Source organism: Burkholderia sp. GbtcB21 (genome assembly GCF_019091065.1).
In the GTDB taxonomy this organism is placed as follows: Bacteria; Pseudomonadota; Gammaproteobacteria; order Burkholderiales; family Burkholderiaceae; genus Burkholderia; species Burkholderia pyrrocinia_C.
In genome coordinates, this window is the sequence record NZ_JAGXKA010000005.1 from 49,539 (window position 1) to 76,506 (window position 26,968).

The 26,968-nt window shown below is 64.5% G+C and carries 23 protein-coding genes; 20 read left to right on the top strand and 3 right to left on the bottom strand.

The window, feature by feature from the left end; translation table 11 throughout:
* Positions 1 to 11: 11 nt before the first annotated feature.
* Complete coding sequence (locus KVT39_RS13530; RefSeq protein WP_217589336.1) at positions 12 to 953, bottom strand: LysR substrate-binding domain-containing protein; 942 nt, start codon at positions 951 to 953, stop codon at positions 12 to 14.
* Positions 954 to 1,171: 218 nt separating this feature from the next.
* On the opposite strand from KVT39_RS13530, the gene KVT39_RS13535 reads away from it, so the two are divergent.
* Positions 1,172 to 2,212, top strand: a complete 1,041-nt coding sequence (locus KVT39_RS13535; protein ID WP_217589337.1) for an alpha/beta fold hydrolase — start codon at positions 1,172 to 1,174, stop codon at positions 2,210 to 2,212.
* 270 nt (positions 2,213 to 2,482) lie between these two features.
* Entirely contained in the window at positions 2,483 to 3,238 is a 756-nt protein-coding gene (locus KVT39_RS13540) for a 4'-phosphopantetheinyl transferase superfamily protein (RefSeq protein ID WP_105391881.1), read from the top strand.
* 21 nt (positions 3,239 to 3,259) lie between these two features.
* Here KVT39_RS13540 and KVT39_RS13545 read toward each other — a convergent pair whose 3' ends face one another.
* Positions 3,260 to 4,180 carry a glutamate/aspartate ABC transporter substrate-binding protein gene (locus KVT39_RS13545; RefSeq protein WP_217589338.1) on the bottom strand — a complete coding sequence of 307 codons (921 nt, stop codon included), beginning with the start codon at positions 4,178 to 4,180 and terminating at the stop codon, positions 3,260 to 3,262.
* A 214-nt stretch (positions 4,181 to 4,394) separates the two neighbouring features.
* On the opposite strand from KVT39_RS13545, the gene hutH reads away from it, so the two are divergent.
* The 18 genes from hutH (at position 4,395) to KVT39_RS13635 (ending at position 25,643) form a co-directional block, all read left to right on the top strand.
* Positions 4,395 to 5,918, top strand: coding sequence for a histidine ammonia-lyase (gene hutH / locus KVT39_RS13550; RefSeq protein ID WP_034183518.1), 1,524 nt, complete (start codon positions 4,395 to 4,397; stop codon positions 5,916 to 5,918).
* Between the two features lie 4 nt (positions 5,919 to 5,922).
* Positions 5,923 to 6,618: a histidine utilization repressor gene (gene hutC / locus KVT39_RS13555; protein ID WP_131945934.1), complete on the top strand. Its 696-nt coding sequence runs from the start codon at positions 5,923 to 5,925 to the stop codon at positions 6,616 to 6,618.
* 39 nt (positions 6,619 to 6,657) lie between these two features.
* Positions 6,658 to 8,346 carry a urocanate hydratase gene (gene hutU / locus KVT39_RS13560; protein WP_034183520.1) on the top strand — a complete coding sequence of 563 codons (1,689 nt, stop codon included), beginning with the start codon at positions 6,658 to 6,660 and terminating at the stop codon, positions 8,344 to 8,346.
* A gap of 2 nt (positions 8,347 to 8,348) precedes the next feature.
* Positions 8,349 to 8,972, top strand: coding sequence for a HutD family protein (locus tag KVT39_RS13565; protein ID WP_217589339.1), 624 nt, complete (start codon positions 8,349 to 8,351; stop codon positions 8,970 to 8,972).
* Positions 8,973 to 8,976: 4 nt separating this feature from the next.
* On the top strand, positions 8,977 to 10,200 hold the full coding sequence (hutI, locus tag KVT39_RS13570) for an imidazolonepropionase (RefSeq protein WP_034183601.1): 1,224 nt from the start codon (positions 8,977 to 8,979) through the stop codon (positions 10,198 to 10,200).
* Between the two features lie 152 nt (positions 10,201 to 10,352).
* Positions 10,353 to 11,729, top strand: coding sequence for a formimidoylglutamate deiminase (locus KVT39_RS13575; protein ID WP_034183522.1), 1,377 nt, complete (start codon positions 10,353 to 10,355; stop codon positions 11,727 to 11,729).
* 59 nt (positions 11,730 to 11,788) lie between these two features.
* Positions 11,789 to 12,586: an N-formylglutamate deformylase gene (gene hutG / locus KVT39_RS13580; RefSeq protein WP_217589341.1), complete on the top strand. Its 798-nt coding sequence runs from the start codon at positions 11,789 to 11,791 to the stop codon at positions 12,584 to 12,586.
* A gap of 744 nt (positions 12,587 to 13,330) precedes the next feature.
* A complete protein-coding gene (locus tag KVT39_RS13585; RefSeq protein ID WP_034183524.1) occupies positions 13,331 to 14,137 on the top strand; it encodes a gamma-glutamyl-gamma-aminobutyrate hydrolase family protein in 807 nt (268 codons plus the stop codon).
* A gap of 12 nt (positions 14,138 to 14,149) precedes the next feature.
* A complete protein-coding gene (locus KVT39_RS13590) occupies positions 14,150 to 15,487 on the top strand; it encodes a glutamine synthetase family protein (protein ID WP_105391888.1) in 1,338 nt (445 codons plus the stop codon).
* A gap of 28 nt (positions 15,488 to 15,515) precedes the next feature.
* Positions 15,516 to 16,922, top strand: coding sequence for an aspartate aminotransferase family protein (locus KVT39_RS13595; RefSeq protein WP_217589342.1), 1,407 nt, complete (start codon positions 15,516 to 15,518; stop codon positions 16,920 to 16,922).
* A gap of 413 nt (positions 16,923 to 17,335) precedes the next feature.
* The gene (locus KVT39_RS13600; protein ID WP_217589343.1) at positions 17,336 to 17,956 is read left to right on the top strand and encodes a hypothetical protein; all 621 of its coding nucleotides are present in this window, start codon (positions 17,336 to 17,338) and stop codon (positions 17,954 to 17,956) included.
* Positions 17,957 to 18,097: 141 nt separating this feature from the next.
* The gene (locus KVT39_RS13605; RefSeq protein WP_060112473.1) at positions 18,098 to 18,298 is read left to right on the top strand and encodes an AlpA family transcriptional regulator; all 201 of its coding nucleotides are present in this window, start codon (positions 18,098 to 18,100) and stop codon (positions 18,296 to 18,298) included.
* A 3-nt stretch (positions 18,299 to 18,301) separates the two neighbouring features.
* Positions 18,302 to 18,580 carry a CHC2 zinc finger domain-containing protein gene (locus tag KVT39_RS13610; RefSeq protein WP_217589344.1) on the top strand — a complete coding sequence of 93 codons (279 nt, stop codon included), beginning with the start codon at positions 18,302 to 18,304 and terminating at the stop codon, positions 18,578 to 18,580.
* Entirely contained in the window at positions 18,577 to 20,751 is a 2,175-nt protein-coding gene (locus KVT39_RS13615; protein ID WP_217589345.1) for a DUF3631 domain-containing protein, read from the top strand. The genes KVT39_RS13610 and KVT39_RS13615 overlap by 4 nt, the downstream gene beginning before the upstream one ends.
* Positions 20,748 to 21,236 (top strand): hypothetical protein, encoded by a 489-nt coding sequence (locus KVT39_RS13620; protein ID WP_217589346.1) that lies wholly within the window; start codon positions 20,748 to 20,750, stop codon positions 21,234 to 21,236. Before KVT39_RS13615 ends, KVT39_RS13620 begins: the two co-directional genes overlap by 4 nt.
* A 272-nt stretch (positions 21,237 to 21,508) precedes the next feature.
* Positions 21,509 to 23,188: an ATP-dependent endonuclease gene (locus KVT39_RS13625; protein ID WP_217589347.1), complete on the top strand. Its 1,680-nt coding sequence runs from the start codon at positions 21,509 to 21,511 to the stop codon at positions 23,186 to 23,188.
* 751 nt (positions 23,189 to 23,939) lie between these two features.
* Positions 23,940 to 25,076, top strand: a complete 1,137-nt coding sequence (locus KVT39_RS13630; RefSeq protein WP_217589348.1) for a GTP pyrophosphokinase family protein — start codon at positions 23,940 to 23,942, stop codon at positions 25,074 to 25,076.
* 102 nt (positions 25,077 to 25,178) lie between these two features.
* Positions 25,179 to 25,643 carry a phage terminase small subunit P27 family gene (locus KVT39_RS13635; protein WP_217589350.1) on the top strand — a complete coding sequence of 155 codons (465 nt, stop codon included), beginning with the start codon at positions 25,179 to 25,181 and terminating at the stop codon, positions 25,641 to 25,643.
* A gap of 10 nt (positions 25,644 to 25,653) precedes the next feature.
* On the opposite strand, the gene KVT39_RS13640 is transcribed toward KVT39_RS13635, so the two are convergent.
* On the bottom strand, positions 25,654 to 26,898 hold the full coding sequence (locus tag KVT39_RS13640) for an integrase arm-type DNA-binding domain-containing protein (RefSeq protein ID WP_217589352.1): 1,245 nt from the start codon (positions 26,896 to 26,898) through the stop codon (positions 25,654 to 25,656).
* Positions 26,899 to 26,968: the final 70 nt, after the last annotated feature.

Below are 26,968 nucleotides of genomic sequence, written 5' to 3' on the forward strand. Positions count from 1 at the left end.
CCTGCGCCGGCTTACGTCGACGCCATGTCGTGCGCGCGCATCGCGGTATCGCATTCGGCCGCTTCGGCGAGCATCCAGTCGCGCACGTCGGCGACTTCGCGGCGCGGGGCCGGATCGTGCTGGAACAGCCAGTAGCCGTACGCATCCGACAGCGCCTGCGTGTGCGGCCCGAGCACCGCGAGCCGCCCGTCCGCGAGCATCGGCGAGACCAGCGCGAGCCGGCCGAGCGCGACACCCTGGCCCGCGATCGCGGCCTGGATCACCTGGTCGTACTGGTTGAAGCGCAGCACGCCTTTGGGGCGCGCGTCGCCGAGCCCGGCCGCGTGCAGGTGCGTGCGCCACTGCAATTGCGGTTGCGGCGGCCCGTCGAATTCGAGCAGCACGTGGTCGGCGATTGCGGCCGCGCTCGTGACAGGCCGCGCGGCGAGCGCGGGATGCCCGACCGGCACGACGATCTCGTCGAACAGGCGCAGCGCGCCGGCCGGCGCGCGGTCGCGCGGGCAATAGCGGATGCCGAGGTCGATGCCCTCGGCGCGCAAATCGAGTACCTTGTCGTTCGCGGCGACGCGCAGGTCGATCTCCGGCAGGCGCGCCTGCAGCCGCCCGAGTCGCGGCAGCAGCCACAGCGCGGTGACGCCGATGCTCGCGGTGATCGTGACGGGCTGGCGTTCGCGCGAGGCGGCGAGCGACGCGACGGTGTCCTGCAGGCTGTGCAGCGCCGCATCCGCGACGCGGAACAGCCGTTCGCCTTCCGGCGTGAACGCGATCTTCCGGTAGCCGCGCTGCAGCAGCACGACGCCGAGATGCGCTTCGAGCGCATGCACCTGGCGGCTGACCGCCGACTGCGTGACGCACAGGTCCTGCGCGGCGAGCGTGATGCTCATGCGGCGGCCGACGGCGACGAAACCGCGGACCAGGTCGAGCGACGGGAGGCGGACGAGAGGCGTTGACATGCGCGTGACTCATGCGAACGGAGCAGGAAGATTGGTTGAGAACGCGGCACGCGTCAAGTTCAATGGAGGCTAGCCGATGGGCGCGGGCGGTGGCTCGCGCCGGCTCGGAGCGTGAAGCACGGGGCCGGAGCGGGCGCTGAAGCGCTGACTCTGGCCGACCGCAAAGCATGGGACCAGAGTAAGCGCTAAAGCGCTAACTGCGATCGACAGGAGACAGGATGACGATTTCGAACGAAGGAGACGGAGCGGCACCGGGCAGTCGCGCGGCGGGCGCGTTGCCGCCCGAGCCCGTGACGCTGCGCGCGGCCGACGGTTATGCATTGCGCGGCCATGTGTGGCGCCATCGCGGCGGCGGTGCGGCGCGGCCCGTGACGGTCGTCAATTGCGCGACGTCGGTGCGCTGCGACTATTACTTCCGTTTCGCGGCCTGGCTGTTCGCGCAGGGGCGCGACGTGCTCGTCTACGACTATCGCGGCATCGGCGGGTCGCGCCCGGCGCGGCTCGCGAAGCTGCGCGCGAACTGGCTCGACTGGGGGCAGCTCGATTGCGAGGCCGCGCTGCAATACGCACACGACGCGTTTCCGGGCCAGCCGATCGACGTCGTCGCGCACAGCATCGGCGGCTGCGTGCTCGGGCTCGCGGCATCGAACGTGCACGTGCGGCATGCGGTGACCGTCGGCGCGCAGTATGCGTACTGGCGCGATTACCTGCCGGCCGAGCGGCGGCGCATGTGGTGGAAGTGGCATGTCGCGATGCCGGCGCTCGCGGCCGTGTTCGGCTACGTGCCCGCGAAGCGGCTCGGCTGGATGGAGGACACACCGCGCGGCATCGCGCTGTCGTGGGCGCGTTCGCGGCCGCGTTTCGAGGACGGCTACGTCGGCGGCCTGTTCGAGGAAGGAGCCGTGAGCCGTGCGGCGCTACCCGCGCGCTTCGCGGGGCTGTCGGCACCGATGCTCGCGATCGGTACCGATGACGACGCGTTCGGCACGATCGACGCAATCGAGCGGCTGGTCGGTTACTACACGGGCAGCGACGTCACGCACCTGCGGATTGCGCCGGCCGACATCGGCGTCGACGCGATCGGCCATTTCGCGTTTTTCCACAGCCGCTTCACCGACACGCTGTGGCCCGTCGCGCTGTACTGGCTGCAACACGGCGTGCTGCCGGCCGATGCGCCGGGCAGCGTGCACGCGCTGCATCCGGCGTCGCGTGCTCGGTTGACGGGTGGCGGCGTGCCGGGCGTTGCCGCGAACGGATGAAGCGGGGCGGCCGCGCAATGGGGTGCCTACGCGGCACGTTGTTGCGCGCGGCCTTCGAGTGTCGTTCGTGAAGCATCCGTCGTTCGGTACCGATCGCGAGCATCGGCGCAGACAGCCCCGCGAAGCGCGCGGGCAGCGCCGTGCGGCTCACGGCACCTTCCTCGAGCAGTTCGATGCGGGCGCGGCAATCCGCGCACATGCCGGTTCGTGCGCCGGCGCGATCGATTAACATCGGACGTTTCATTCCACAGCCCAGGCTGCCGCGTGCCGATGTCCATTCCGTCCGATTCCGCTTCCCCGGTCGCCCCCCCCCGTGCGTGGCGCATGCATGCGCTCGACGTGCCGGCCGCCGCGTCCCGCGCCGGCGTGCGGATCGCGCGCATCGATTTCGACTGGCGCGTGCCGCTGGCGTCGCCCGCGTATGCGGCGCTCAGCGATGCCGAGCGTGCACGGGCCGCACGCTTCATGCGGCACGAGGATGCGGTGCGCAGCGCCGCGACGCGCGCCGCGCTGCGCGACGTGCTCGGCGCGGCCCTCGGTGTCGCGCCGCACGCGGTCGCGATCGTCGTCGACGAAGCGGGGCGGCCGTCGCCGGACCCCGCGCATGGCACGACGCTCGATTTCAACGTGTCGCACGCGGGCGATCATGCACTGCTCGCGTGGGTGCCCGCGGGCCGTGTCGGCGTCGACATCGAATCCTGCAGCCGCACGACCGACTGGCGTGCGCTGACGAGCGAAGTCTGCGCGCCGGCCGAGGCCGCGTATCTCGACGGCCTGCCGCCCGACGCGCGCGCCGGCGAATTCATGCGAGTCTGGTCCGCGAAGGAGGCGCTGCTCAAGGCGCTCGGCACCGGCATCGGCGGCGGGCTGCGCGCGTTCGCGGTCGTGCCGCCGCGCGATGCGGCGACACCGGCGACGACGATCGTCGAGCCGGCCGCGCCCGCCGCCGGCGTCGCGGCGTTCGACGCGGCGTGGGTCGACGCGGCGCCCGGCTACGCGGCATGCGTCGCGTGGACGCGCGCGTGAACCGGCGTCAACGAGCGGCGTTCATTCGAGCGGCGTGTCGTTCGGCGCCGCGTAGCGCGCCCTGATCACGTCGCTCATCGGGAAGTCGAACGACAGCCCCTTCGGCGGCACCGGCTTCATGAACCACTTGTCGTACAGCGCGTCGATCTCGCCGCGCTTCATCAGTTGCACGAGCACGCCGTCGACGAGCGCCTTGAACTGCGGATCGTCCTTGCGCAGCATGAACCCGTAGGCTTCCGACGATTGCGGCGTGCCGACGATCTGCCAGTCGGCCGGCTTCGCGGCGAGCTGGCGCACGCCCGCGAGCAGCACGTCGTCCATCATGTACGCGGCCGCGCGGCCCGATTCGAGCGTGAGGCGTCCTTCGCCGTAGTCCTTCGCGCTGATGACCTGCATGTTCAGCTTCTTTTCCTCGTTCATCTTGCGCAGCAGGCGTTCGGACGTCGTGCCCTGGTTCGTCACGACCGTCTTGCCGGCGAGGTCGGAGAAGTCGCGGATGCCCGACGTCGTGCGCGTCAGCAGGCGCGTCGTCGCGACGAAGAAGGTGGTCGAGAACGCGACCTGCGCATGGCGCGCGGCCAGGTTCGTGGTCACGCCGCATTCGAGGTCGACGATGCCGTTCTGCACGAGCGGGATGCGGTTCTGCGACGTGACCGGGATGAAGCGCACCTGCAGGTCGGGCTTGCCGGTGCGCGCCTTCACCGCGGCGATCACGCGGTCGCACAGGTCCTGCGAGAAGCCGATCACCTTGCCGCCCGCGTCGACATAGGAGAACGGCACCGACGTTTCGCGATGGCCGATCGAGATCAGGTTGCTCTGCCGGATCTTCTCGAGCGTGCCCGACAGCGGCTCGGCGGCGAGCGATGCGCCGCACGCGAGCGTGCACGCGGCGACGAGCAGGCTGCGGCGGAACAGGGCGGCGAACCGCGGCGGGAAGGTCATGGCGGGGCTCCTTGGCGAATAGTGATCCGTATGTTGCCAAAGACAAAATAATTGCAACATATGTTAATGCCAGGGTTCTTCGGGCCGGCCCGTCAGGCCACGCCGGACATCAGGGAAACTCCCAAGTCGAAATCGGCGAAAAACGGGTTGTCTAGACAAGTTTGGCTGGCTACACTTCAATCCATTCCGAACTTGTCTAGACAGGATTGCTCACATGATTACGTTGACCCCCGGCCATTTGACCCTCCCGCAACTGCGCCGGATCGCACGCGAATCCGTGCAACTGACGCTCGACCCGGCCAGCTTCGCGAAGATCGACGCCGGCGCGAAGGCCGTTGCCGACATCGCTGCGAAGGGCGAGCCGGCCTACGGCATCAACACGGGCTTCGGCCGCCTGGCCAGCACGCACATCCCGCACGACCAGCTCGAACTGCTGCAGAAGAACCTCGTGCTGTCGCACGCGGTCGGCGTCGGCGAGCCGATGGCGCGCTCGTCGGTGCGCCTGCTGATGGCGCTGAAGCTGTCGAGCCTCGGCCGCGGCCACTCGGGCATCCGCCGCGAAGTGATGGACGCGCTGATCAAGCTGTTCAACGCGGACGTGCTGCCGCTGATCCCGGTCAAGGGTTCGGTCGGCGCATCGGGCGACCTCGCGCCGCTCGCGCACATGTCGGCCGTGCTGCTCGGCGTCGGCGAAGTGTTCATCCGCGGCGAGCGTGCCAGCGCGCTCGACGGCCTGCGCGTCGCGGGCCTCGCGCCGCTGACGCTGCAGGCGAAGGAAGGCCTCGCGCTGCTGAACGGCACGCAGGCATCCACGGCGCTGGCGCTCGACAACATGTTCTCGATCGAAGACCTGTACCGCACCGCGCTCGTCGCGGGTGCGCTGTCGGTCGACGCGGCCGCCGGCTCGGTGAAGCCGTTCGACGCGCGCATCCACGAACTGCGCGGCCATCAAGGCCAGATCGACGCGGCCGCGTCGTACCGCGACCTGCTCGAAGGCTCGCCGATCAACCAGTCGCACCGCGACTGCGACAAGGTGCAGGATCCGTACAGCCTGCGCTGCCAGCCGCAGGTGATGGGCGCGTGCCTGGACCAGATGCGCCATGCGGCCGACGTGCTGCTGATCGAAGCGAACGCCGTGTCGGACAACCCGCTGATCTTCCCGGACACCGGCGAAGTGCTGTCGGGCGGCAACTTCCACGCCGAGCCGGTCGCGTTCGCAGCCGACAACCTCGCGCTGGCCGCAGCGGAAATCGGCGCGCTGGCCGAGCGCCGCATCGCGCTGCTGATCGACGCGACGCTGTCGGGCCTGCCCCCGTTCCTCGTGCGGGACGGCGGCGTGAACTCGGGCTTCATGATCGCGCACGTGACGGCTGCCGCGCTGGCGTCGGAAAACAAGACGCTCGCCCATCCGGCGTCGGTCGACTCGCTGCCGACTTCCGCGAACCAGGAAGACCACGTGTCGATGGCGACGTTCGCCGCGCGCAAGCTCGCCGACATCGCGGACAACACGAAGCACATCCTCGCGATCGAACTGCTGGCCGCCGCGCAGGGCGTCGACCTGCGCGCGCCGTATCACACGAGCCCGAAGCTGGCGCCCGCGATGGAAACGATCCGCAGCAAGGTCGCGCACTACGAGCTCGACCACTACTTCGCGCCGGACATCGCGGCGATCGCGCAGCTGGTCGGCGAACGCGCGTTCGCGAAGATCAGCCCGTTCTCGTTCGCATCGGAACAGTAAGCCGATGAGCGCGCCGGTCTACCAGGAGATCAAGGATTTCATCCTGGGCCGCATCCACGCCGGCGAGTGGGAGGAGGGCGACCAGGTGCCGTCCGAGAACGAGCTGGCGCGCGAGTTCAAGGTTGCGCGCATGACCGTCAACCGCGCGCTGCGCGAGTTGACGGCCGAGCAGGTGCTCACGCGCATGAAGGGCGCGGGCACCTACGTCGCGCGGCCGAAGTACGAGTCGACGCTGGTGGCGATCCGCAGCATCTCGGAGGAGGTCGGCGCGCGCGGGCATGCGTATCACGCCAGCGTGCTCGGCCTCGAGACGATCCGCGCCGACGACGCGCTCGCCGACGAGATGCAGGTGGCCGTGCGCACGAAGCTGTTTCATTCGCAGGTGCTGCACTTCGAGAACGACGAGCCGGTGCAGCTCGAAGAACGATGGGTGAATCCGGCGGTCGCGCCGGATTACGCCGAGCAGGATTTCACGAACACGACGCCGAACCTGTACCTGATGCGCGCGGCTCCGCTGCAGCGCGTCGAGTACCGGATCGAAGCGGCGGCCCCGGCGCCGGAGCGGCGCGAGCAGCTGCGGATGGACGACGTCGAGCCGTGTCTGGTTTTACATCGGCGCACCTGGTCGCAGGGCGTCGTCGCCTCGGTGGCGAATCTGTGGCATCCCGGCAGCCGTTATCGCTTCACCGGGCATTTCTGATTCCTATTTGATATTCATTTTCCTTCGGGAGCAGTCGTCATGAACCATCCGAAACACATCGATCCCCGTCTCGATCCGACGCGCACGATCCGCGCGCCGCGCGGCAGCGAGAAGACCTGCAAGACCTGGCTGGCCGAAGCGGCCTACCGGATGATCCAGAACAACCTGGATCCGGAAGTCGCCGAGCATCCGCACGCGCTCGTCGTGTACGGCGGCATCGGCCGCGCGGCGCGCAACTGGGAATGCTACGACCAGATTCTCGCGTCGCTGAAGGATCTCGAAGAGAACGAGACGCTGCTGATTCAATCGGGCAAGCCGGTCGGTGTGTTCCGCACGCACAAGGATGCGCCGCGCGTGCTGCTCGCGAACTCGAACCTCGTGCCGCACTGGGCGACGTGGGATCACTTCCACGAACTCGACCGCAAGGGCCTGATGATGTACGGCCAGATGACGGCCGGCAGCTGGATCTACATCGGCAGCCAGGGCATCGTGCAGGGCACCTATGAAACATTCTTCTCGGTTGCGAACCAGCACTTCAACGGCGATCCGTCGGGCCGCTGGATCCTGACGGGCGGCCTGGGCGGGATGGGCGGCGCGCAGCCGCTGGCCGCGACGATGGCCGGCTTCTCGATGATCGCGGTCGAATGCGACGAGACGCGTATCGACTTCCGCCTGAAGACGCGCTACGTCGACAAGAAGGCGACGACGCTCGACGAGGCGCTCGGCATGATCGACGAAGCGAAGCGCACGGGCAAGCCGGTGTCGATCGGCCTGCTCGGCAATGCGGCCGACGTGTTCGCGGAACTCGTCGAGCGCGGCATCACGCCGGATTGCGTGACCGACCAGACGAGCGCGCACGACCCGATCAACGGCTACCTGCCGCAGGGCTGGACCGTCGCGCAATGGCGCGAAGCGCAGAAGGTCGATCCGCAGAGCATCGTGAAGGTCGCGAAGCAGTCGATGGCCGTCCAGGTGCGCGCGATGCTGGCATTGCAGGACCGTGGCGCGGCGACGCTCGACTACGGCAACAACATCCGCCAGATGGCGCTGGAAATGGGCGTCGAGAACGCGTTCGACTTCCCGGGCTTCGTGCCGGCGTACATCCGCCCGCTGTTCTGCGAAGGCAAGGGCCCGTTCCGCTGGGTCGCGCTGTCCGGCGATCCGGAGGACATCTACAAGACCGATCAGAAGGTGAAGGAGCTGATCCCCGACGATCCGCACCTGCACAACTGGCTCGACATGGCACGCGAGCGCATCGCGTTCCAGGGCCTGCCGGCACGGATCTGCTGGGTCGGCGTGAAGGATCGCTACCGCCTCGGCCAGGCGTTCAACGAGATGGTGAAGAACGGCGAACTGAAGGCACCGATCGTGATCGGCCGCGACCACCTCGACACGGGTTCGGTCGCAAGCCCGAACCGCGAGACGGAATCGATGAAGGACGGTTCGGACGCGGTCAGCGACTGGCCGCTGCTGAACGCACTGCTGAACACGGCAGGCGGCGCATCGTGGGTGTCGCTGCACCATGGCGGCGGCGTCGGCATGGGCTTCTCGCAGCACTCGGGCGTCGTGATCGTCGCCGACGGTACGGCTGAAGCGCACGAGCGTCTCGGCCGCGTGCTGCTGAACGACCCGGCGACGGGCGTGATGCGCCATGCGGATGCCGGCTACGAACTCGCGCAGCAGACGGCCCGCGAAGCCGGCCTGAAGCTGCCGATGCTCGGCCGCTGAGCATGACGGCGCTCGCTCAGGCGCCGGTGAACGCGACGCTGGCCGCCGCGATGATCCGCGCAGCGGATCTCGTCGCGTCGCCGTGGAAGAACGGCGGCGGCGTGACGCGCGAGATCGGTGCATTCCCGCCCGGCGCCGCGCTCGACGCATTCGCGTGGCGCGTGAGCGTCGCGGACGTCGGCGCGGCCGGGCCGTTCTCGCGTTTCGACGGGATCGACCGCACGCTGGTGCTGCTGTCCGGCGCGGGCATGACGCTTGTCGAAGCGGGCGGTGCACGCCACGTGCTCGATACGCCGCTGGCGCGCGCGGATTTCGCGGGCGAGACGGCGATCGACGCGACGCTGCACGACGGCGCGACGCGCGACTTCAACCTGATGACGCGCCGTTCGGCCGCGCGCGGCGCGCTCGACGTATGGCGCGCAGGCGCGCATCGCATCGAGCGTGCCGATACCGTGCTGCTGTTTTGCGCGACCGGTGAGGTCGGCGTCGAAATCGACGGCACGCACTACGCACTGGAAGAAATGGACACGCTGCGGCTCGACGGGCCGCGGCGTGCGTTTGACGTCGTCGTGAGCGGGGGCGGCGCGCTGCTTGCCGTCTCGCTCGCCGTCGGCGAACGAGGCTGAACGCATGAAACCGACTGTCTGGCATCACCTGAGGCTGTGTCCGCACGGCCATCCCGACGAGACGATCGACGATGCGGCGATCGCCGTCGACGAAACCGGCACGATCGCCTGGCTCGGCGCGTTGTCCGCGCTGCCGCACGATCATGCGCACTGGCAGCGCGAGGATCTGCACGGCGCGTGGGTGACGCCGGGCCTCGTCGACTGCCATACGCACCTCGTATACGGCGGCACGCGCGCCGACGAATTCGCGCAGCGCCTCGCGGGCGTCAGCTACGAGGAAATCGCACGGCAGGGCGGCGGGATCGTGTCGACGGTGCGCGCGACGCGCGCGTCCGACGAGACGACGCTGTTCGTGCAGGCCGCCGCGCGCCTGCAGCCGCTGCTCGCCGAAGGCGTGACCGCGATCGAGATCAAGTCGGGCTACGGGCTCGACCTCGCGAGCGAGCGCAAGATGCTGCGCGTCGCGCGCCAGCTCGGCGAACGCTTCCCGGTCAGCGTCTACACGACCTTCCTCGGCGCGCATGCGCTGCCGCCCGAATATGCAGGCCGCGCGGATGCATACATCGACGAAGTGTGCGAACGGATGCTGCCGACGCTGGCCGACGAGGGGCTCGTCGACGCGGTCGACGTGTTCTGCGAACGCATCGGCTTTTCGCTCGCGCAGACCGAGCGCGTGTTCGAGGCCGCGACGCGGCGCGGGCTGCCGGTGAAGCTGCATGCGGAGCAACTGTCGAACGCGGGCGGCACGGCACTTGCCGCGCGCTACCGCGCGCTGTCCGCCGACCACCTCGAATTTCTCGACGAAGCCGGCATCGAGGCGATGAAGGCGGCCGGTACGGTCGCCGTGCTGCTACCCGGTGCGTATTACTTCATCCGCGAAACGCAAATGCCGCCGATCGAGCTGCTGCGCAAGCACGGCGTGCCGATCGCGCTCGCGACCGATCACAACCCCGGCACGTCGCCGCTCGAATCGCTGCTGCTGACGTTGAACATGGGCTGCACGCTGTTCCGCATGACGGTGCCCGAGGTGCTGCAGGGCGTCACGCGCCATGCGGCCGCGGCGCTCGGCCGCGCGGATCGGCACGGTGCGCTCGAGGTGGGGCGTCAGGCCGACTTTGCCGCGTGGTCGGTCGGTTCGCTGTCGGAGCTCGCCTACTGGATCGGCCGGCCGCTGTGCGAGCAGGTCGTGCGCGGCGGCGCGACCGTGTTTCGCCGGATGAACGGATAGATTTGCATGGAACCGGACCAGGCGCTGAAGCACGTGCGGTCCGGTCGACTGCAACGGGGCACGAGCCAGCGCCGATGCGCCGGCACCTGCCAACCGTGGAATGGGATCGGATCGAATGCTGGAGCGTCGATTCCGGTCAATGAGGACTCGCAATGACCGACACCATGTTGTTCGCGGACCATGCCTACCTGCCCGATGGCTGGCGCCGCAACGTGCTGCTGCGCTGGGACGCAGCCGGCACGCTGACCGAAGTGACGCCCGACACCGACGCACCGGCAGGCGTCGCGCGTGCGGCCGGGCCGGTGCTGCCCGGCATGCCGAACCTGCATTCGCACGCATTCCAGCGCGCGATGGCAGGGCTCACCGAATACCGCGCGAATCCCGCCGACAGCTTCTGGAGCTGGCGCGACCTGATGTACCGTTTCGCACTGAAGATCACGCCCGACGCGCTCGCGGCGGTCGCGCGCTGGCTGTATGTCGAGATGCTCAAGTGCGGCTACACGTCGGTGTGCGAATTCCACTACGTGCATCACGCGCAGGACGGTTCGCGCTATCCGCAGATTGCGGAACTCGGCACGCGCGTGGTCGACGCCGCGCGCTCGGCCGGCATCGGCATCACGATGCTGCCCGTGTCGTACCAGTTCGCGGGCTTCGGCAACAAGCCGCCGCGCGACGACCAGCGCCGCTTCATCAATACGCCCGAAGGCCTGCTCGAACTGCTCGACGCCATGCGTCGCGCCGCGCCCGAGCACGGCGGGCTGCGCTACGGCGTCGCGCCGCACTCGCTGCGCGCGGTGTCCGAGAACGGGCTGCGCGCACTGCTCGACGGGCTGCCCGACGACGCGCCCGTGCATATCCATATCGCCGAGCAGACGGCCGAAGTCGACGATTGCGTCCGTACATACGGGGCGCGCCCCGTGCAATGGCTGCTCGATCGCTTCGACGTCGATGCGCGCTGGTGCCTCGTGCATGCGACGCACATCGACGCGGCCGAAACCGCAGCGCTCGCGAAGCGTCGCGCGGTCGCCGGCCTGTGCCTGACAACTGAAGCAAACCTCGGCGACGGTGTGTTCCCGGCCGTCGACTATCTCGCGCAGGGTGGCGTGATCGGCGTCGGCTCGGACAGCCACGCATCGGTCGACTGGCGCGCGGAACTGCGCCTGCTCGAATACGGGCAGCGGCTCGTGCACCGCGCGCGTAACGTGCTGGCGAGCGACACGCAGGCGCATGTCGCCGATCGCCTGTTCGATGCATCGCTCGCGGGCGGCGCGCAGGCCAGCGGGCGGCGTGTCGGTGCGCTGCGCGAAGGCTGTCGCGCCGACTGGCTCGTGCTCGATCCCGATCATCCGGCGATCGCCGAGCACGGCAGCGCGTCCTGGCTGTCGGGCATCGTGTTCGCCGAGCAGGGCGAGACGCCCGTGCTCGACGTCTACACGGGCGGCGAGCGCGTCGTGAGCGGCCGCCGCCATCGCGACGAAACCGTCGCGTATGCAGACTACCGCGCCGCGCTGGCGCAACTGCTGCGCTGACGCGCGGCAACCGGCGCACGCCGCCCGCGTGCGCCGGCAGACTCTAACGGTGATGCGACATGACTGAACAACCGGCTGTAATTACGCTGAAGCAGGGCACGCTGCCGCTGCTGATCTCGATTCCGCACGCAGGCACGTACATCCCCGACGACATCGCCGCGACGATGACGCCCGACGCGCGCTTCGTCGACGATTGCGACTGGCATCTCGAGCGGCTGTACGGGTTCGCGGCGGGCCTCGGCGCATCGATCCTCGTGCCGTCGCATGCGCGTTACGTCGTCGACCTGAACCGTCCGCCCGACAACGAGAACCTGTATCCGGGGCAGGACACGACGGGGCTCGTGCCGGTCGATACGTTCGACAAGGCGCCGCTGTATCCGGCGAACGCGCTGCCCGGCAACGACGAGATCATGCGTCGCCGCGACCTTTACTGGCGTCCGTATCACGACGCGCTGCAGGGCGAAGTCGCGCGCCTGAAGCGCGAGCACGGCCGCGTGCTCGTGTGGGAGGCGCATTCGATCCGCTCGCACGTGCCGCGCTTCTTCGAAGGCCGCCTGCCGGACTTCAACTTCGGCACGTCGGGCGGCGCGAGCGCAGCACCGGGCCTCGCGGAGGCGCTGGCCGAGCGCGTGCTCGCACATGGCGGTTATACGGCCGTCGCGAACGGGCGCTTCAAGGGCGGCTACATCACGCGTCACTATGGCGTGCCCGACACCGGTGTAGAAGCCGTGCAGCTCGAGCTGTCGCAGATCACCTACATGGAAGAGGCGCGTCCGTACGCGTACGACGAAGCGCGTGCAGCGCGGATCGTGCCGCTGCTGCAGACGCTCGTCGAAACCGCGCTCGCGTATCGCTGAGCACGGCCCGCCCGCTTGCGGCGGCGCGGCGGAGCAGCGGGCGACAGCCCGCCGGCGCGCAGTATCCGCGCCGACGCAATGCACAACACGGCATCGATCCCGGCGATCGATGCCGTTTTTTTGTCTGATCGATATCGTCATCGGGACCTGAAAATTTGACGCAATTTTTAGGTGATATAAGCTGAATGTCAGGAAGTCGTCTCGCACGCGCACCGGCGGCGGAGCCATCGATCATGGTTGCACCGTGCCGGAATCCGTTGCGAGACACCTTGCCGACGTGTCGCCGCGCGGCATTGCCGCATGCGCTTCATCGCGACACGTGTCCTGCATCCGTCAGTCAGTCGAGTACGATCGTGAAAGCCGCCAGCCCTTCGATACGCCGGACCCGAAGTCCGTCGGCGGGCGCGCCGCCTCAGGCCGGGCCGATCCGGCATGCTGATCGCGGCACGCGTGCCGCCCCTTTACGCGAGCCTCGTTTCTTCGCTGTTTCCCATCGCGGCCTGCGCCGCTACAACCTCGTGACCGCGCACGTGTTCAGCGCGGTGCAGTGCGACGGCAGCGCATCGTTGTTGCCCTAGCGTCCTTTTCCGCTTTCGTCCCGGGCCGCATCGCCTGTTGCCGCATCGTCCGCGCGGCGGGATCGCGCATGCCCATGCGTCGCGTCGTGGTGCGCGCGTGCGGCGCAACCGCGGACCCTTGTCGTCCCGCGCGCGCGAGTTGCGCGCGATCACCGGAGAAACGCCCATGCGTGTGCGCCCGATCGTAGCCGTCACCGCCGACCGCATCCTGCGCGGTGCGCATCCGAATCACACGGCGGGCGAGAAGTACCTTGCCGCGCTCGTCGACGGCGCTGGCGCGCTTGTGTTCGTGCTGCCCGCGCTCGGCGCGCGCCAGCCGGCCGATGCGATTGTCGCGGCGGTCGACGGGCTGCTGTTCACCGGCAGCTATTCGAACGTCGAGCCGCATCATTACGGCGGCACTGCGAGCGCGCCCGACACGCTGCACGATCCCGCGCGCGATGCGACCGCGCTGCCGCTGATCCGCGCGGCGATCGACGCGGGCGTGCCGGTGCTCGCGATCTGCCGCGGCATGCAGGAGCTGAACGTCGCGTACGGTGGCACGCTGCATCAGCGGCTGCACGCGACGACCGGCTTCGACGACCATCGCGAGCGGGCGGCCGATCCGCTCGAACGGCAGTACGGCCCCGCGCACGTCGTGCAGCTCGCGCCGGGCGGCCTGCTGCAGCGGGTCGCGCGCGGCGCGCACGAGGCGACGGTCAATTCGCTGCACGACCAGGGCATCGAGCGTCTCGGCGCGGGGCTTGTCGTCGAAGCGAGCGCGCCCGACGGACTGGTCGAGGCCGTCAGCGTGCGCGGCGCGCGCGCATTCGCGCTCGGCGTGCAGTGGCATCCCGAATGGCGTTTCGCGGAACAGCCGCTGTCGCGCGACATCTTCGCGGCATTCGGCGCGGCGTGCCGCGCGCGCATGTCGCATCGCATTCATGCGGCCGGCGGCGCGACGCCGTCGCCGGCCGCATCCGACGTCGACTGAAAGAGGCCGATCATGCAACCCGAACTGAGCGAATTCCTGCGACAACACCGCATCACCGAGGTCGAGGCGATCATTCCCGACATGGCCGGCATCGCGCGCGGCAAGATCATCCCGCGCAACAAATTCGAATCCGGCGAATCGATGCGGCTGCCGCAGGCCGTGATGGTACAGACCGTCACCGGCGACTATCCGGAGGACGGCTCGCTGACCGGCGTGACCGATCCCGACATGGTGTGCGTGCCCGATCCGTCGACGATCTGCCTGATTCCGTGGGCTGTCGATCCGACCGCGCAGGTGATCCACGACTGCGTGCATTTCGACGGCTCGCCCGTCGAGATCTCGCCGCGCTACGTGCTGCGCCGCGTGCTCGAGCTGTACGACGCGAAGGGCTGGAAGCCCGTGGTCGCACCGGAACTCGAGTTCTATCTGGTCGACATGAACGCCGATCCCGACCTGCCGCTGCGTCCGCCGGTCGGCCGTACGGGGCGCGCGGAGACCGGCCGCCAGTCGTATTCGATCGAGGCCGTCAACGAGTTCGATCCGCTGTTCGAGGACATCTACGAGTACTGCGAGATGCAGGGCCTCGATATCGAGACGCTGATCCACGAAGTCGGCGCCGCGCAGATGGAGATCAATTTCGTGCACGGCGACGCGCTGCCGCTGGCCGACCAGGTGTTCCTGTTCAAGCGCACGGTGCGCGAGGCTGCGCTGCGGCACAACATGTACGCGACGTTCATGGCCAAGCCGATGGAAAACGAGCCGGGGTCCGCGATGCATATCCACCAGAGCCTTGCCGATGCGCGCACGGGGCGCAACCTGTTCGCCGACGAAGACGGCGCCGTGTCGCCGCTGTTCCACAGCTATCTCGCGGGGCTGCAGAAATACACGCCGGCGCTGATGCCGATCTTCGCGCCGTACATCAACTCGTATCGCCGGCTGTCGCGCTTCATGGCCGCGCCGATCAACGTGCAGTGGGGCTACGACAACCGCACGGTCGGCTTCCGCATCCCGCAGTCGAGCCCGGTGGCGCGACGCATCGAGAACCGGATTCCGGGCGTCGACTGCAACCCGTACCTCGCGTTCGCGGCGACGCTCGCCGCCGGTTATCTCGGCATGACGCAGCAGCTCGCGCCGACCGAGCCGATCGCATCGGACGGTTACGACCTGCCGTACCAGCTGCCGCGCAATCTCGAGGAGGGCATCTCGTTGATGGCCGCGTGCGAGCCGCTCGCCGGCATCCTCGGCGACAAGTTCGTGAAGGCCTACCTGGCGTTGAAGGAAACCGAATACGAAGCGTTCTTCCGCGTGATCAGCTCGTGGGAACGCCGGCATCTGCTGCTGCACGTATGAGCGTGCGGCACTGCTTTACGGAGGAAACATGACCGACCGAAACGAAGCCGTTTCACCGCGACCGGCCGCGCACACGACCGCCGAATATCGCGCGCTCGACGCCGCGCACCACATCCACCCGTTCTCGGACATGGGCGCGCTGAACCGCGCGGGCAGCCGCGTGATCGTGAAGGCCGACGGCGTCTACCTGTGGGACTCGGACGGCAACAAGGTCATCGACGGGATGGCCGGCCTCTGGTGCGTGAACGTCGGCTACGGCCGCAAGGAACTCGCCGACGCCGCGTATCGCCAGCTGCAGGAACTGCCGTTCTACAATACGTTCTTCAAGACGACGCACCCGCCGGTGATCGAGCTTTCCGCGATGCTCGCGGAAGTGACGCCCGCCGGCTTCAACCACTTCTTCTACTGCAACAGCGGCTCGGAAGGCAACGACACCGTGCTGCGCCTCGTGCATCAGTACTGGCGCGTGCAGGGCAAGCCGCAGAAGAAGTACGTGATCTCGCGCAAGAACGGCTACCACGGCTCGACGATCGCGGGCGCCACGCTCGGCGGCATGGGCTATATGCACGAGCAGATGCCGTCGAAGGTCGAGCACATCGTGCATATCGACCAGCCGTATTTCTTCGGCGAAGCACAGCCGGGCGAAACGCCGGAAGCGTTCGGCCTCGCGCGTGCGCAGCAGCTCGAAGCGAAGATTCTCGAACTCGGCGCGGAGAACGTCGCGGCGTTCATCGGCGAGCCGTTCCAGGGCGCGGGCGGCGTGATCTTCCCGCCGTCGACGTACTGGCCGGAAATCCAGCGGATCTGCCGCAAGTACGACATCCTGCTGGCCGCCGACGAAGTGATCGGCGGCTTCGGCCGCACCGGCGAATGGTTCGCACACCAGCACTTCGGCTTCGAGCCGGACCTGATCACGATGGCGAAGGGCCTCACGTCGGGTTATGTGCCGATGGGTGCGGTCGGGATCCACGAGCGGGTGGCACGGCCGATCATCGACAACGGCGAATTCAACCACGGCCTCACGTACTCGGGCCACCCGGTCGCCGCGGCCGTCGCGGTCGCGAACCTGAAGCTGCTGCGCGACGAAGGGATCGTCGAACGCGTGAAGAGCGACATCGGTCCGTATTTCCAGCGCCGGCTGCGCGACGCGCTGGGCGACCATCCGATCGTCGGGGAGATTGCGGGAACGGGGCTGGTCGCGGGCGTTCAGCTTGCGCGCGACCGCGGCAGGCGCGAGCGGTTCGGTGCGGATGTCGATATCGGCACGATCTGCCGCGACTTCTGCTTCAACGGCAACCTGATCATGCGTGCGACCGGCGACCGGATGCTGCTGTCGCCGCCGCTCGTGATTCGCGAGGCGGAGGTCGACGAGATCGTCGACAAGGCGACGCGCGCGTTTGATGCGACGGCGGAGCGGGTGGGGTGCGCGCGGTAAGTTGGCGCCATATGGATGCGGTGCCGCGTCGGCACCGCTGTCCGGATGCGCGCGATTCGACGAGCGCGACGCCAAAACGAAAAGGGCCTGCGTCGTGAGACGCAGGCCCTTGAATTCTTTGGTGGCGGTACTTCCCTGAAATTGCCCCTCACAAGCCATCTCAAATATGGACGTGGCCGACCATCAAGCGCAAACATACCCCCAGAAATACCCCCAGATGACGATGGTTGCCCGGTCTTACACAAGTGGTTTTCATCCGTGCCCATGTCGTGCGCGTGGTCGTTTCGCGTGGGGCGCGAATTTTCGGTTGAGCGTGCGTTATGTCCCCGAACCCGCTAAATTGTCTACTGCCTTCGCCTAGCTCCACGGAGCGAACGCCGGCCCCTTCACCGGCCCGGCGGAGGTTCCAGCTAATGAAGGCCGTGCAAGAAGGGCGTGATATGGCGAAAGAGGGGAACTGGATCGGCCATTCATCGGCGCAGCGTCGGAAACGGCGCGATGGTACTTGCGAATATCTTGATCCGAAAAATCAAAGCCTTGCCATCATGCTCGGCGTGTCGGCGTTTCATCCGGAGAGCGCTTTGTTCGCTGGCGCAAATCTGTGGGAGGTAGATGGGTTCGTCGAGCGAATGGAAACGATCGCGGCTCCCGATGCAGAAATGTTCCGCGAAGCGCTCAACAAAATTCGGGAACGCTTCAAGAAGGATGATCTGTCCGGGAACATTCACGAGGGCGAGGCGTGGGACTCCCTGCGCACCCATGCCGCGATCATCAATGTTGGTATGCGCACGTGCAAGAACGACGACGTCTCGATCCCGGCGCTTGCGAGCGAGCACGCTCGCAAATCGAATGGACGAAAGCTGACCGACGCACAGCGCGACGAAATTGTGCAGCGGGCAAGGCTGGGTGAGACGCACCGGAAGTTGGGGTATGAGTTCGGTGTATCTCACCAATACGTCAGCACGTTATGTGCCAAATACGCCAAAAAGAAGGTCGCATCACCGTTTCCGGGCGCGGCAACCAACCAGCGTTAGTTGCCACCATAGTTGCCGCGATTAGGCGCCTAGCCTTATCCAGAAATGCGCCGTGATTGCGGCGTGACTGCCAAGAGTTGCCATGTTTAGCGTTGGCTCCGTGTTCCGGGAATGGCCCGGAACGTTCTAGCGGAGCCTCAAATGGCTGAGATCAAACAGGCGCTCGTCCGCCGCAAGCAGGTCGAGATTGAAACCGGCCTGCCCCGTTCCTCGATTTACGCAAAGATGCGCGCGGGCACGTTCCCGCAAAACGTCCGTATCGGCGCTCGCTCGGTCGCATGGCGACGCGCTGACATCGATGCGTGGATCGCTGATCCCGCCAGTTTCCGCGCGGAGGTCTAACAAATGACCTGCTTTCGCCGCGACCGTGTGCCGTCCGTCGCCGACGTGCTGGCGCACCTGCACCTGCACCCCTCAAAGCCGAACGGGTCGGGCTACGCGCAAGTGCGTTGTCCGATCCACGGGGAGACGCATCCGAGCCTTTCGATCCACCTTGAGCGCGGCAATTGGCGTTGCTTTGCTTGCGGCGCGACCGGCGGTGACGTGTTGGAACTGTTCCGCCGCGCGCGCGGGCTGACGTTCGTTGCAGCAGCCCGCGAGTTGGGCATGTGGGAGGCGAAATGAGCGAATCGACCGAGAAGCTGATTTTGACCGATGCGGATTACAGGAGGGCAGCCGGCCATCTGTTCGACTTCAAGAAGAGCGAGGGCTTTGTACCCGTCGCCCTGCATTTGTATCGCCAATCGGACGGCTCGATCCTTTACGGCCGCGTGCGAATGCACAAGCCGGACGCTAGCGGCGGCCACGAAAAATTCGTTCGCCCTTTCTGGAATGACGGCACGGGCTGGAAGCATGGCGAGCCGAAACAGGACGGCGGGAAGTTGTTGTACGGATTGCACGACCTGAGCGCGAATTCGAACGTGCCGGTGCTCGTTGCCGAGGGCGAGCAAAAGGTCGATGCGCTGACCCGAATCGGCGCGGGCCGGTTTGTTGCAGTCACGTCCGGCGGAGCGACGAGCGCGGACGGGGCGAACTGGTTGCCGCTCGCTCGCCGTCACGTCATCCTGTGGGCGGATCACGACGTACCTGGCGCGAAGTACGCCGAGGACGTGGCGGCGAAGCTCGTACCGCTGGGCTGTTCGGTGGCACGCATCGATGTGGCTGCGCTTGGCCTGCCGGCAGCGGGCGACGTGATGGACTGGATCGTCGCGCTCGGCCGGCAACCGAGCGCAGATGATGTTTTGGCGCTGCCGAAAATCGTCACCGAGTTGGAAAACGCCGGTACGTCCGTTGCGACGCAGATCGCTAGCGATGCGCCTGCCGATGAGGCTGTACCCGCTAAATCGGACGATGAGGCCATTGCTTGGCTCGCGGCGCTGCCGCCGATGCAGTATGACCGCGTGCGCAAGGACGAAGCAGGGCGCTTGAACGTGCGGCCCGCGACGCTCGACCAGATGGTGAAGGCGGCACGCGGCGAGATCGAAATTGACAACGCCGTGCCGTTTCAGGACGTTGAGCCGTGGCACGAGCCCGTCGACGGGGGCGCTCTGCTGTCCGAGATGGCGCACACGATCCGCCGTTTCATCGTCTGCGATTCTGAGACGGTAACCGCCGCCGTACTGTGGTGTGTCGCTGCGTGGCTGGTCGATCACGTTAGCGTGTGCCCGATTCTGCTCATCAATGCTCCGGAAAAGGCGTGCGGCAAGACGCAATTCCTCACTGTTGTTGGCCGCATGGTGCCCCGTCCGGCGCAGGCGGCGAGCATTTCGCAGTCGGTCTTGTTTCGTATGATCGAAAAGTATCAGCCGACGTTACTCGTGGATGAGATCGAGACCGTGCTGACGAAGGATGCCGAGGACTTGCGCGGCTTGATGAACGCAGGGCATACGCGCGATTCGGCGTTCGTCTGGCGCAGCGTGGCCGTGGGCGATGACTTCGAGCCGAAGCGCTTCAACGTTTTCGGGTTTAAGGCGCTCGCCGGCATCAATGCCGACCGGCTGGCGGAAACGATCACGAGTCGCGCCGTGGTCGCGCAGATGCGCCGCAAATTGCCGCACGAGACAGCGGAGCGCTTGCGGCACGCGGAACCTGGCCTGTTCGACGCGCTGCGTGCGAAGCTGGCGCGATGGGCGGAGGACTATGCCGAAGCAGTTCGCGCATCCCGTCCCGAATTGCCCGATGCGCTCAGCGACCGGGATCAAGACAATTGGGAGCCGCTGTTTGCGGTCGCCGATCTCGCCGGGGGGAATTGGCCCGAAGTTGCTCGCCGCGCGGCACTCAAGCTGTGCAGCAACGGGGCCGTTGCACAAAGTTCCGGGGCAGAATTGCTCGCGGACATCCGGGATGTATTCGAGACGTGCAAGATGCGGCGTATCTCTTCCGTCGACCTCTTGGGGTACTTGAGCGACGACGAGGAAAAACCGTGGGCAACTTGGAATCGCGGCAAGCCGATGATACCCCGGCAGCTATCCGAGAAGCTGTCCAAATACGGCATCACAAGCGCAAATATCAAGTTCGGCTACGCCGATGTCCGAAAGGGCTACCGCGCTGAGCAATTCGACGAAGCATTTTCTCGCTACCTGTCCGCTACTCCGGATTCGTCAGCTACTTCGCTACCTTCCAATGTTGGCGTGTGTTTGCCGGTAGCGGACGCGGAATCGGGTAGCGCTACCGAACACGTTTCCGCTACCGCCAAATCCTTGTTGGTTAAGGTCGGTGGCGAAGTAGCGGCAAAAGCGGGGGATTCGTCGGAGAGCGAAAAAAGCGCGACCGACGATGACGGGGAGGGGGTATGAGTAGCGTTGCGCAGATTTTGGGCAAGGCGGAATCGCTTGGGGTTCGCCTTCGGCTCGACGGCGAGATCGTGCGGATGAATGGCCCGAAGGACGCTCGCGATGCGATCCGGGCAGACGTAATCGCGCATAAACCGGAAATCGTCGAACACCTTCGCGCCGCCGCGGACGACGCCGAGTCGATCCCCGCCGATTGTGTGGGTGCGCTCCACGATCCAGACGGTGGGCTGTATCTGCCGTGGGGGCCATACCTTAGCCGGGACGATGTGCATCGGATGCGCGCCGAACTGATTCGCATGGTAGAGGAACTATCGGCGCTTGAGCGTTGGACGAGCGCACATCGCGACGATGTGCTTGCGCGGGCAATACGGGGACCGCTGGCCGACTTGTTGCCGAACACAGCCTACTTTTGCGAGCGACTCGAAGCCGTCCATGCGGAAGCCGCCGCATGTGCCGCTTTGGATCGTCGAAGTGCACCCGGCACTTGATACGGCCGCGCGCGCTTCGCCGGCGGGTGTACCACGTCAAACGCAAGCGCGTCGCTGTGCACGGTAAGAGAGACATTTGTGAACAGACGAACAGTTGTTCCGTGTCGACCGTCGCCCGATGGGCAGCGCCAATCTACGGTTGCAACTCTTCGGACAAGAGTGCATGTGCATCTTGATGCGATATAGGCTGATGAATTGAACGTAAAATGGGGTGGGGCGATCGTCACATGGTCGCGTCCTAGCCACCAAAAACAACGTCATCGAGTAGACCAATGCGATTAATCTCATTTTCGGTTTCCAATTTCAGAAGCATAACGGGCGCTCACAAGATAGCAATAAAGGACTCTACAGTTCTGATTGGAAAAAATAACGAAGGTAAGTCGAATCTCTTACGTGCTCTAAGTATTGCCATGAAGGCTCTAACTGCGCACGCCGGCGACCCGATTCGTGTCGAATCTCGAGATAATCAGCGCTACCTTTGGCGGCGGGATTTTCCGATATCTTTGCAAGGGCGAGCGCGAGGTACGGAATCGGTATTCCGTCTTGAGTTTTCTCTGGATGATGATGAGGTGATGGAGTTTCGTGACGAGATTAAGAGTGGCCTAAATGGAACGTTGCCGATTGAAATAAAATTTGGGAAAACAAATGCCGCCGACATTCACGTTCCAAAGCGTGGGCCTGGCGGCAATGCTCTCTCAGCAAAATCAAATAAGATCGCGCGCTATATCGCGGATAGAATTGAATTTAATTATATCCCGGCTATTAGGACGGAGGATGAGGCGCTTTCAGTCGTGCAGGAAATGTTGTCGACCGAATTGGCCGAGCTTGAGGAAAACGGTGAGTACATCGCGGCGCTGCAAAAGATTACCGATCTACAGCAGCCGATCCTAGAACGTGTGTCTGAGTCGATAAAGAATTCATTGGCGGATTTTCTTCCAAACGTCAAAAACGTATCGGTTAGAATTCCGCAGTCTGCGCGACGGACCGCTCTAAGAAATCAATGTCGAGTCGAGATTGATGACGGCTCGCCCACGCTTCTTGAATATAAGGGAGATGGCGTAAAGAGCCTCGCTGCCCTGGGGCTGCTGAAGGACAAGAAGAAGCCTAATGGAGCTTCGGTCATCGCGATCGAAGAGCCAGAGTCCCATCTCCATCCGGGGGCGATGCATGGTCTGCGCGACGTGATAGAAAAACTTTCTAAGAACAACCAAGTCGTTATCACGACGCACTGCCCACTCTTCGTTGATCGATCCAGTGTCGGTAGCAATATCCTTATAGATTCGAATAGCGCAAAATCGGCAAAGGATATTGCCTCGATTCGCCGCCTGCTAGGTATTAGAGCTTCCGATAATCTTGTTAATGCAAGTAATGTATTGGTTGTTGAAGGGGATGAGGATGTGATCGCGCTGGGACCGATTCTTGCAGCCGAAAGCCCAATTATCGCCAAGGCGCTTAGGCAGCACAATCTTATTATCGAGCCGATTGGTGGGGCTGGCAATCTTTCTTACAAGCTCACATTGCTTTCAAATGCGCTTTGTGTTACGCATGTCCTTCTGGATAATGACGATGCTGGAACGAAGGCATACAAAAAAGCGGAAGATGAGAAAACAATAAAACTGGCTGACGTTACATTTGTCAATTGCAAAGGCATGCCGGCCTCTGAACTCGAAGATTGCTTTGAAAGAGCCGTCTATGAGCAGCGAGTGTTGGAGGAATTCGATGTCGATCTAACGGATACAGCATTTCGAGGGAACGCGAAGTGGTCAGACCGAGCGAAGGCATGTTTTGAGAAACAAGGGAAATTATGGAATACCCGGGTGGAGGCTCAATTGAAAGCCGTCGTTGCCGAGGTGGTCGCAAAAAATCCTGCAAATTCCCTCAATTTGCACAAACGCAATTCTATCGACGCGCTCGTGAAAAGCCTGGAGAAGAAGCTTGGTCTGCCGGAATAGCGTAAGTGTTCGATAAATTGAGCGGAGCCGGCTGTTATCGCCTATAACGCCTCCTCCCTGGACGGCATCGCATGAGGCGACCGAGACAATCCTACGTCGTTTATGCGATGCCCCCGGATGCGGCAGGTATGTAAGCAGTACACACCTTGCGCATTACGCGGGGCGATAGTCGAAGCCCCGCGGAAGCGAGCCATATCGAGCCGTCAATACGAGGCAGCGCGCTCTACGCGAGACCGCCGGATGTGCGGGCGGCAGTTGAAGGGCGGACAACTTAATCGGGCAGCGGGCGTTAGATTCGTTTCTTCGGATTTGCGGGCGCGCGCTGCGACCGAGCGCGGCACGAATGTCTCTGAATGCGGGCGTTTTTGTCGGGCGGCGCACACGCCGATGCGTTTGCCCCTCAGTCGACGCACTCAGCCCTCGTGACTGGCTTTGCGGACGTCTGCGTGATCGTATGAGGAGGGGTAGGGGGTAGGCAATCTCTAGCGCGTCTGCGCCGATGATCGTGGCGGAAGTCGAATTTTCGCGAAGTCAGGCGAGAAACCAAATTTTCAACCCTCCCTGTGTAAGCGTGTCGGAGCGGAAAGTCGCGTACCGAACCTTTTCGATCAGACGTGCTCGCCTCAGAAGAAAAATCGCTTTGAAGACAATTGGGACTGTCTCCACGGGCCATGCGGGGCCCGCATGATAATCCCAGCCGCTTAGGGCATACTCTGAGTAACGGCACAATAGTTCAGCTTTCGGGGCAAGCATGGCAGACGAAAAAAACTCCAATCAAACGGTGGCCGAAGCGCCGCAATTTGACTTCGACGCGCATAAGGCGAATGCGATCGAAAAATATCGAGACCTACACGGCACCTTCTCCGATCTGGCGGGAACGGCAAAAGGTGTTCTGGAGCGCGCCTTGTCAGTGAGTCAAGTTTCCGTTCACTCCATTCAGGCGCGTGCGAAGACGGTTGCGAGCTTTTCTGAAAAAGCTGTCAAGCCGTCAGATACGGATCCAAATTTGCCAAAATATTCAGATCCAATATCTCAGATAACCGATCTGGCGGGTGTCCGAATCATCACATTTCTTCCCAAGGTTGTTGCAAATGTGCGAGAGGTAATAAACCGCGAGTTCAATGTTATTGAGTTTCAGGACAAATCTGAGGTGCTCATTAGTCAAGGGAAATTTGGGTATCAGAGCTTCCATTTTCTGGTAACGTTTAACGAGGCGCGCATTCAACTTTCCGAATATTCGCGCTTTAAGGGATTGGTCTTTGAGATTCAGGTGCGTACGCTTCTGCAACATGCTTGGGCGGAAATGGAGCACGACATTCAGTACAAAAATGAAGCAGTCATTCCTAATAGCATTCGGCGACGCTTTATTGCGCTCGCAGGGATGCTTGAGCTAGCTGATAGGGAGTTTGAATCTCTGCAGGAGGCCGATCAGAAGCTTAGAGAGGACGCGCGGCAGTCGGTTAAGCAGGGGCAGTTGGAAGAAATCGAAATTACCCCTGATGCTCTTAAAGCTTATCTTGACGGAAAACTTGGTTCTGACGCTCGTCACGATAAATTCAGTTACGACTTGGAGGCCGACCATTTGGTCGAGATGGGATTTCGTACACTAGCGCAAGTAGATGCCTGCATCCGCAGCTATGACGATGATGTAGTGTCACGCGCATTGTGGGGTAATCGTCAAGGCCAGTTGACACGATTCCGAGAAATGCTTTTAGCGAGTATGGGTGAGATTTTCGCGCAACGGCATCCGTGGATGCGTGATTCAGAATATTGGGGAACACGCATTCCAGAGAAGCTTGATATGCTTCGGAAGGCGGGCATACAAATCGGAGCATTTGATCCCCTTGCCATACCGTCGACCGAGCAGACGAACCCAGTTCAACAATAGGTGGTCGATTTCACGGCTGCACTTGACTTTGCCGCGTGAGGCTTGAAATTGTTATTGGGCTCCCCCGGCCATCTGTAGCAAGTCAAATTTTCCGGAGAAGTCATGCCGCGCAAATCGAATGCAATCAAGGCGCTCGCAGGAACCTTGCGCGCTGACCGCCTCAAAGGCATTGCGGCCGAGCAATTGGACATCGCACCGCCGCCGCCGGCAGGTATGTCATCGCGTGCGGCTGCGGAATGGGTCCGCGTCGCGCCGCTCGTCGTGAGCTTGGGTCTATTGAGCGCGTCCGACCTGCGCGCGCTCGAACTGCTTGCCGAAACTTTGGCAACGGAGGTGCGGTTGCGCGAGACGCTGGACCGTGAAGGGTTGACGATTGCAACCGGAACTGGCGGAAGCAAGGCGCATCCGGCGCTGCGCGCGCTGAGCGACGCACGCGCGCAAGCGGCCCGTCTGCTCGATGCGTTTGGCCTAAGCCCGCGTGGCCGGCAAGCGATCGATGCACCGCCACCGGTGCCGGCCGACAATCCCTATGCGGCGTTCGTTAAATCGACGCGCGGGCAGGGGTAATATTTCGCGGCTACCGTGTCGCCGTGCTGAAAGGGATGACTTCCGCACCAGCCTTGAGTCGGTCGAGGTAGTCCGCCCATTTCTGCATCATTTCGCGACGCTGAGGCAGGAAGGTCGTGCGGTTATACGCGCGTCCGAGCGGGTCTTTCACGGTATGGGATAGTTGTGATTCGATCACCTCGACCGCGACACCGAGCACTTCGACCATGATGGTGCGTGCCGTCGCCCGAAAGCCGTGGCCAGTGACTTCGGTGCGCGTATCGTAGCCGAGCCGGCGCAGCGCGGCGTTAATCGTTGCCTCGCTCATTGGTCGATTCCGGTCGCGTGCCCCGGGGAATACATAACGTCCGCCACCGGTCAACGCGTGCAATTCGCGAAGGATGGCGACGGCCTGATTCGGCAGCGGGACGATATGCGCTCCACCGTCCATCTTGTCCGCTTTGTTGCGTTTCATGCGTGCGCCATCAATTTCCCACGTCGCGTTGTCCAAGTCGATTTCCGACCATTCGGCGGCGCGCAACTCGCCCGGGCGACGGAATAGCATCGGCGCGAGCTTGAGCGCGCACTGAACCGGAAACGTGCCGCCGAAACCGTCGAATGCGCGCAACAACTCGCCCACCTTGCCGGGGTCCGTGATGGCCGCGAAGTGCTTTTGTTGAATCGGCGGAAGCGCGCCCCGAAGGTCGGCTGTTACGTCGCGCGTTGCACGACCGGTTGCGACGGCATATCGGAATACTTGGCCGCAGTTCTGTTTTGCCCGGTGGGCCGTGTCGAGCGTCCCGCGAGCTTCGATTCTGCGGATAACGTCGAACACCTCGGCCGGCTGAATTTCGGAGATAGGTCGCTTCCCGAGCCAAGGGAACACATCGTTCTCGAAGCGGGCAATGATCTTGCTCGAATGGCTTTTTGCCCATCCGGGCGAATGCTTGTTGAACCACTCGCGCGCGACGGCTTCGAAACTCGTCGCGGCGGCGAGGCGGGCGGCGCGTTTGTCCGCTTTCTTGGCTTCGCCGGGATCGATGCCTGCCGCCAGCTTCTCGCGGGAGTCATCGCGTTTCTTGCGTGCCGCTTGTAGCGATACGTCTGGATAGACGCCAAGCGCGAGCAACTTTTCCTTACCGGCGATTCGGTACTTGAATCGCCAGTAGCGCTGTCCCGTTGGCGTGACGAGTAGGAACAGACCGCCACCGTCAAACAGCTTCTGCGGCTTGTCGCCGGCCTTAGCGTTCCTTATTGCGATGTCGGTGAGCGGCATGGGGGTATCTCCGAACGGAGGCGCAGCATTTCGCGGCGCGTACCCCTAAAAATACCCCCACATACCCCCG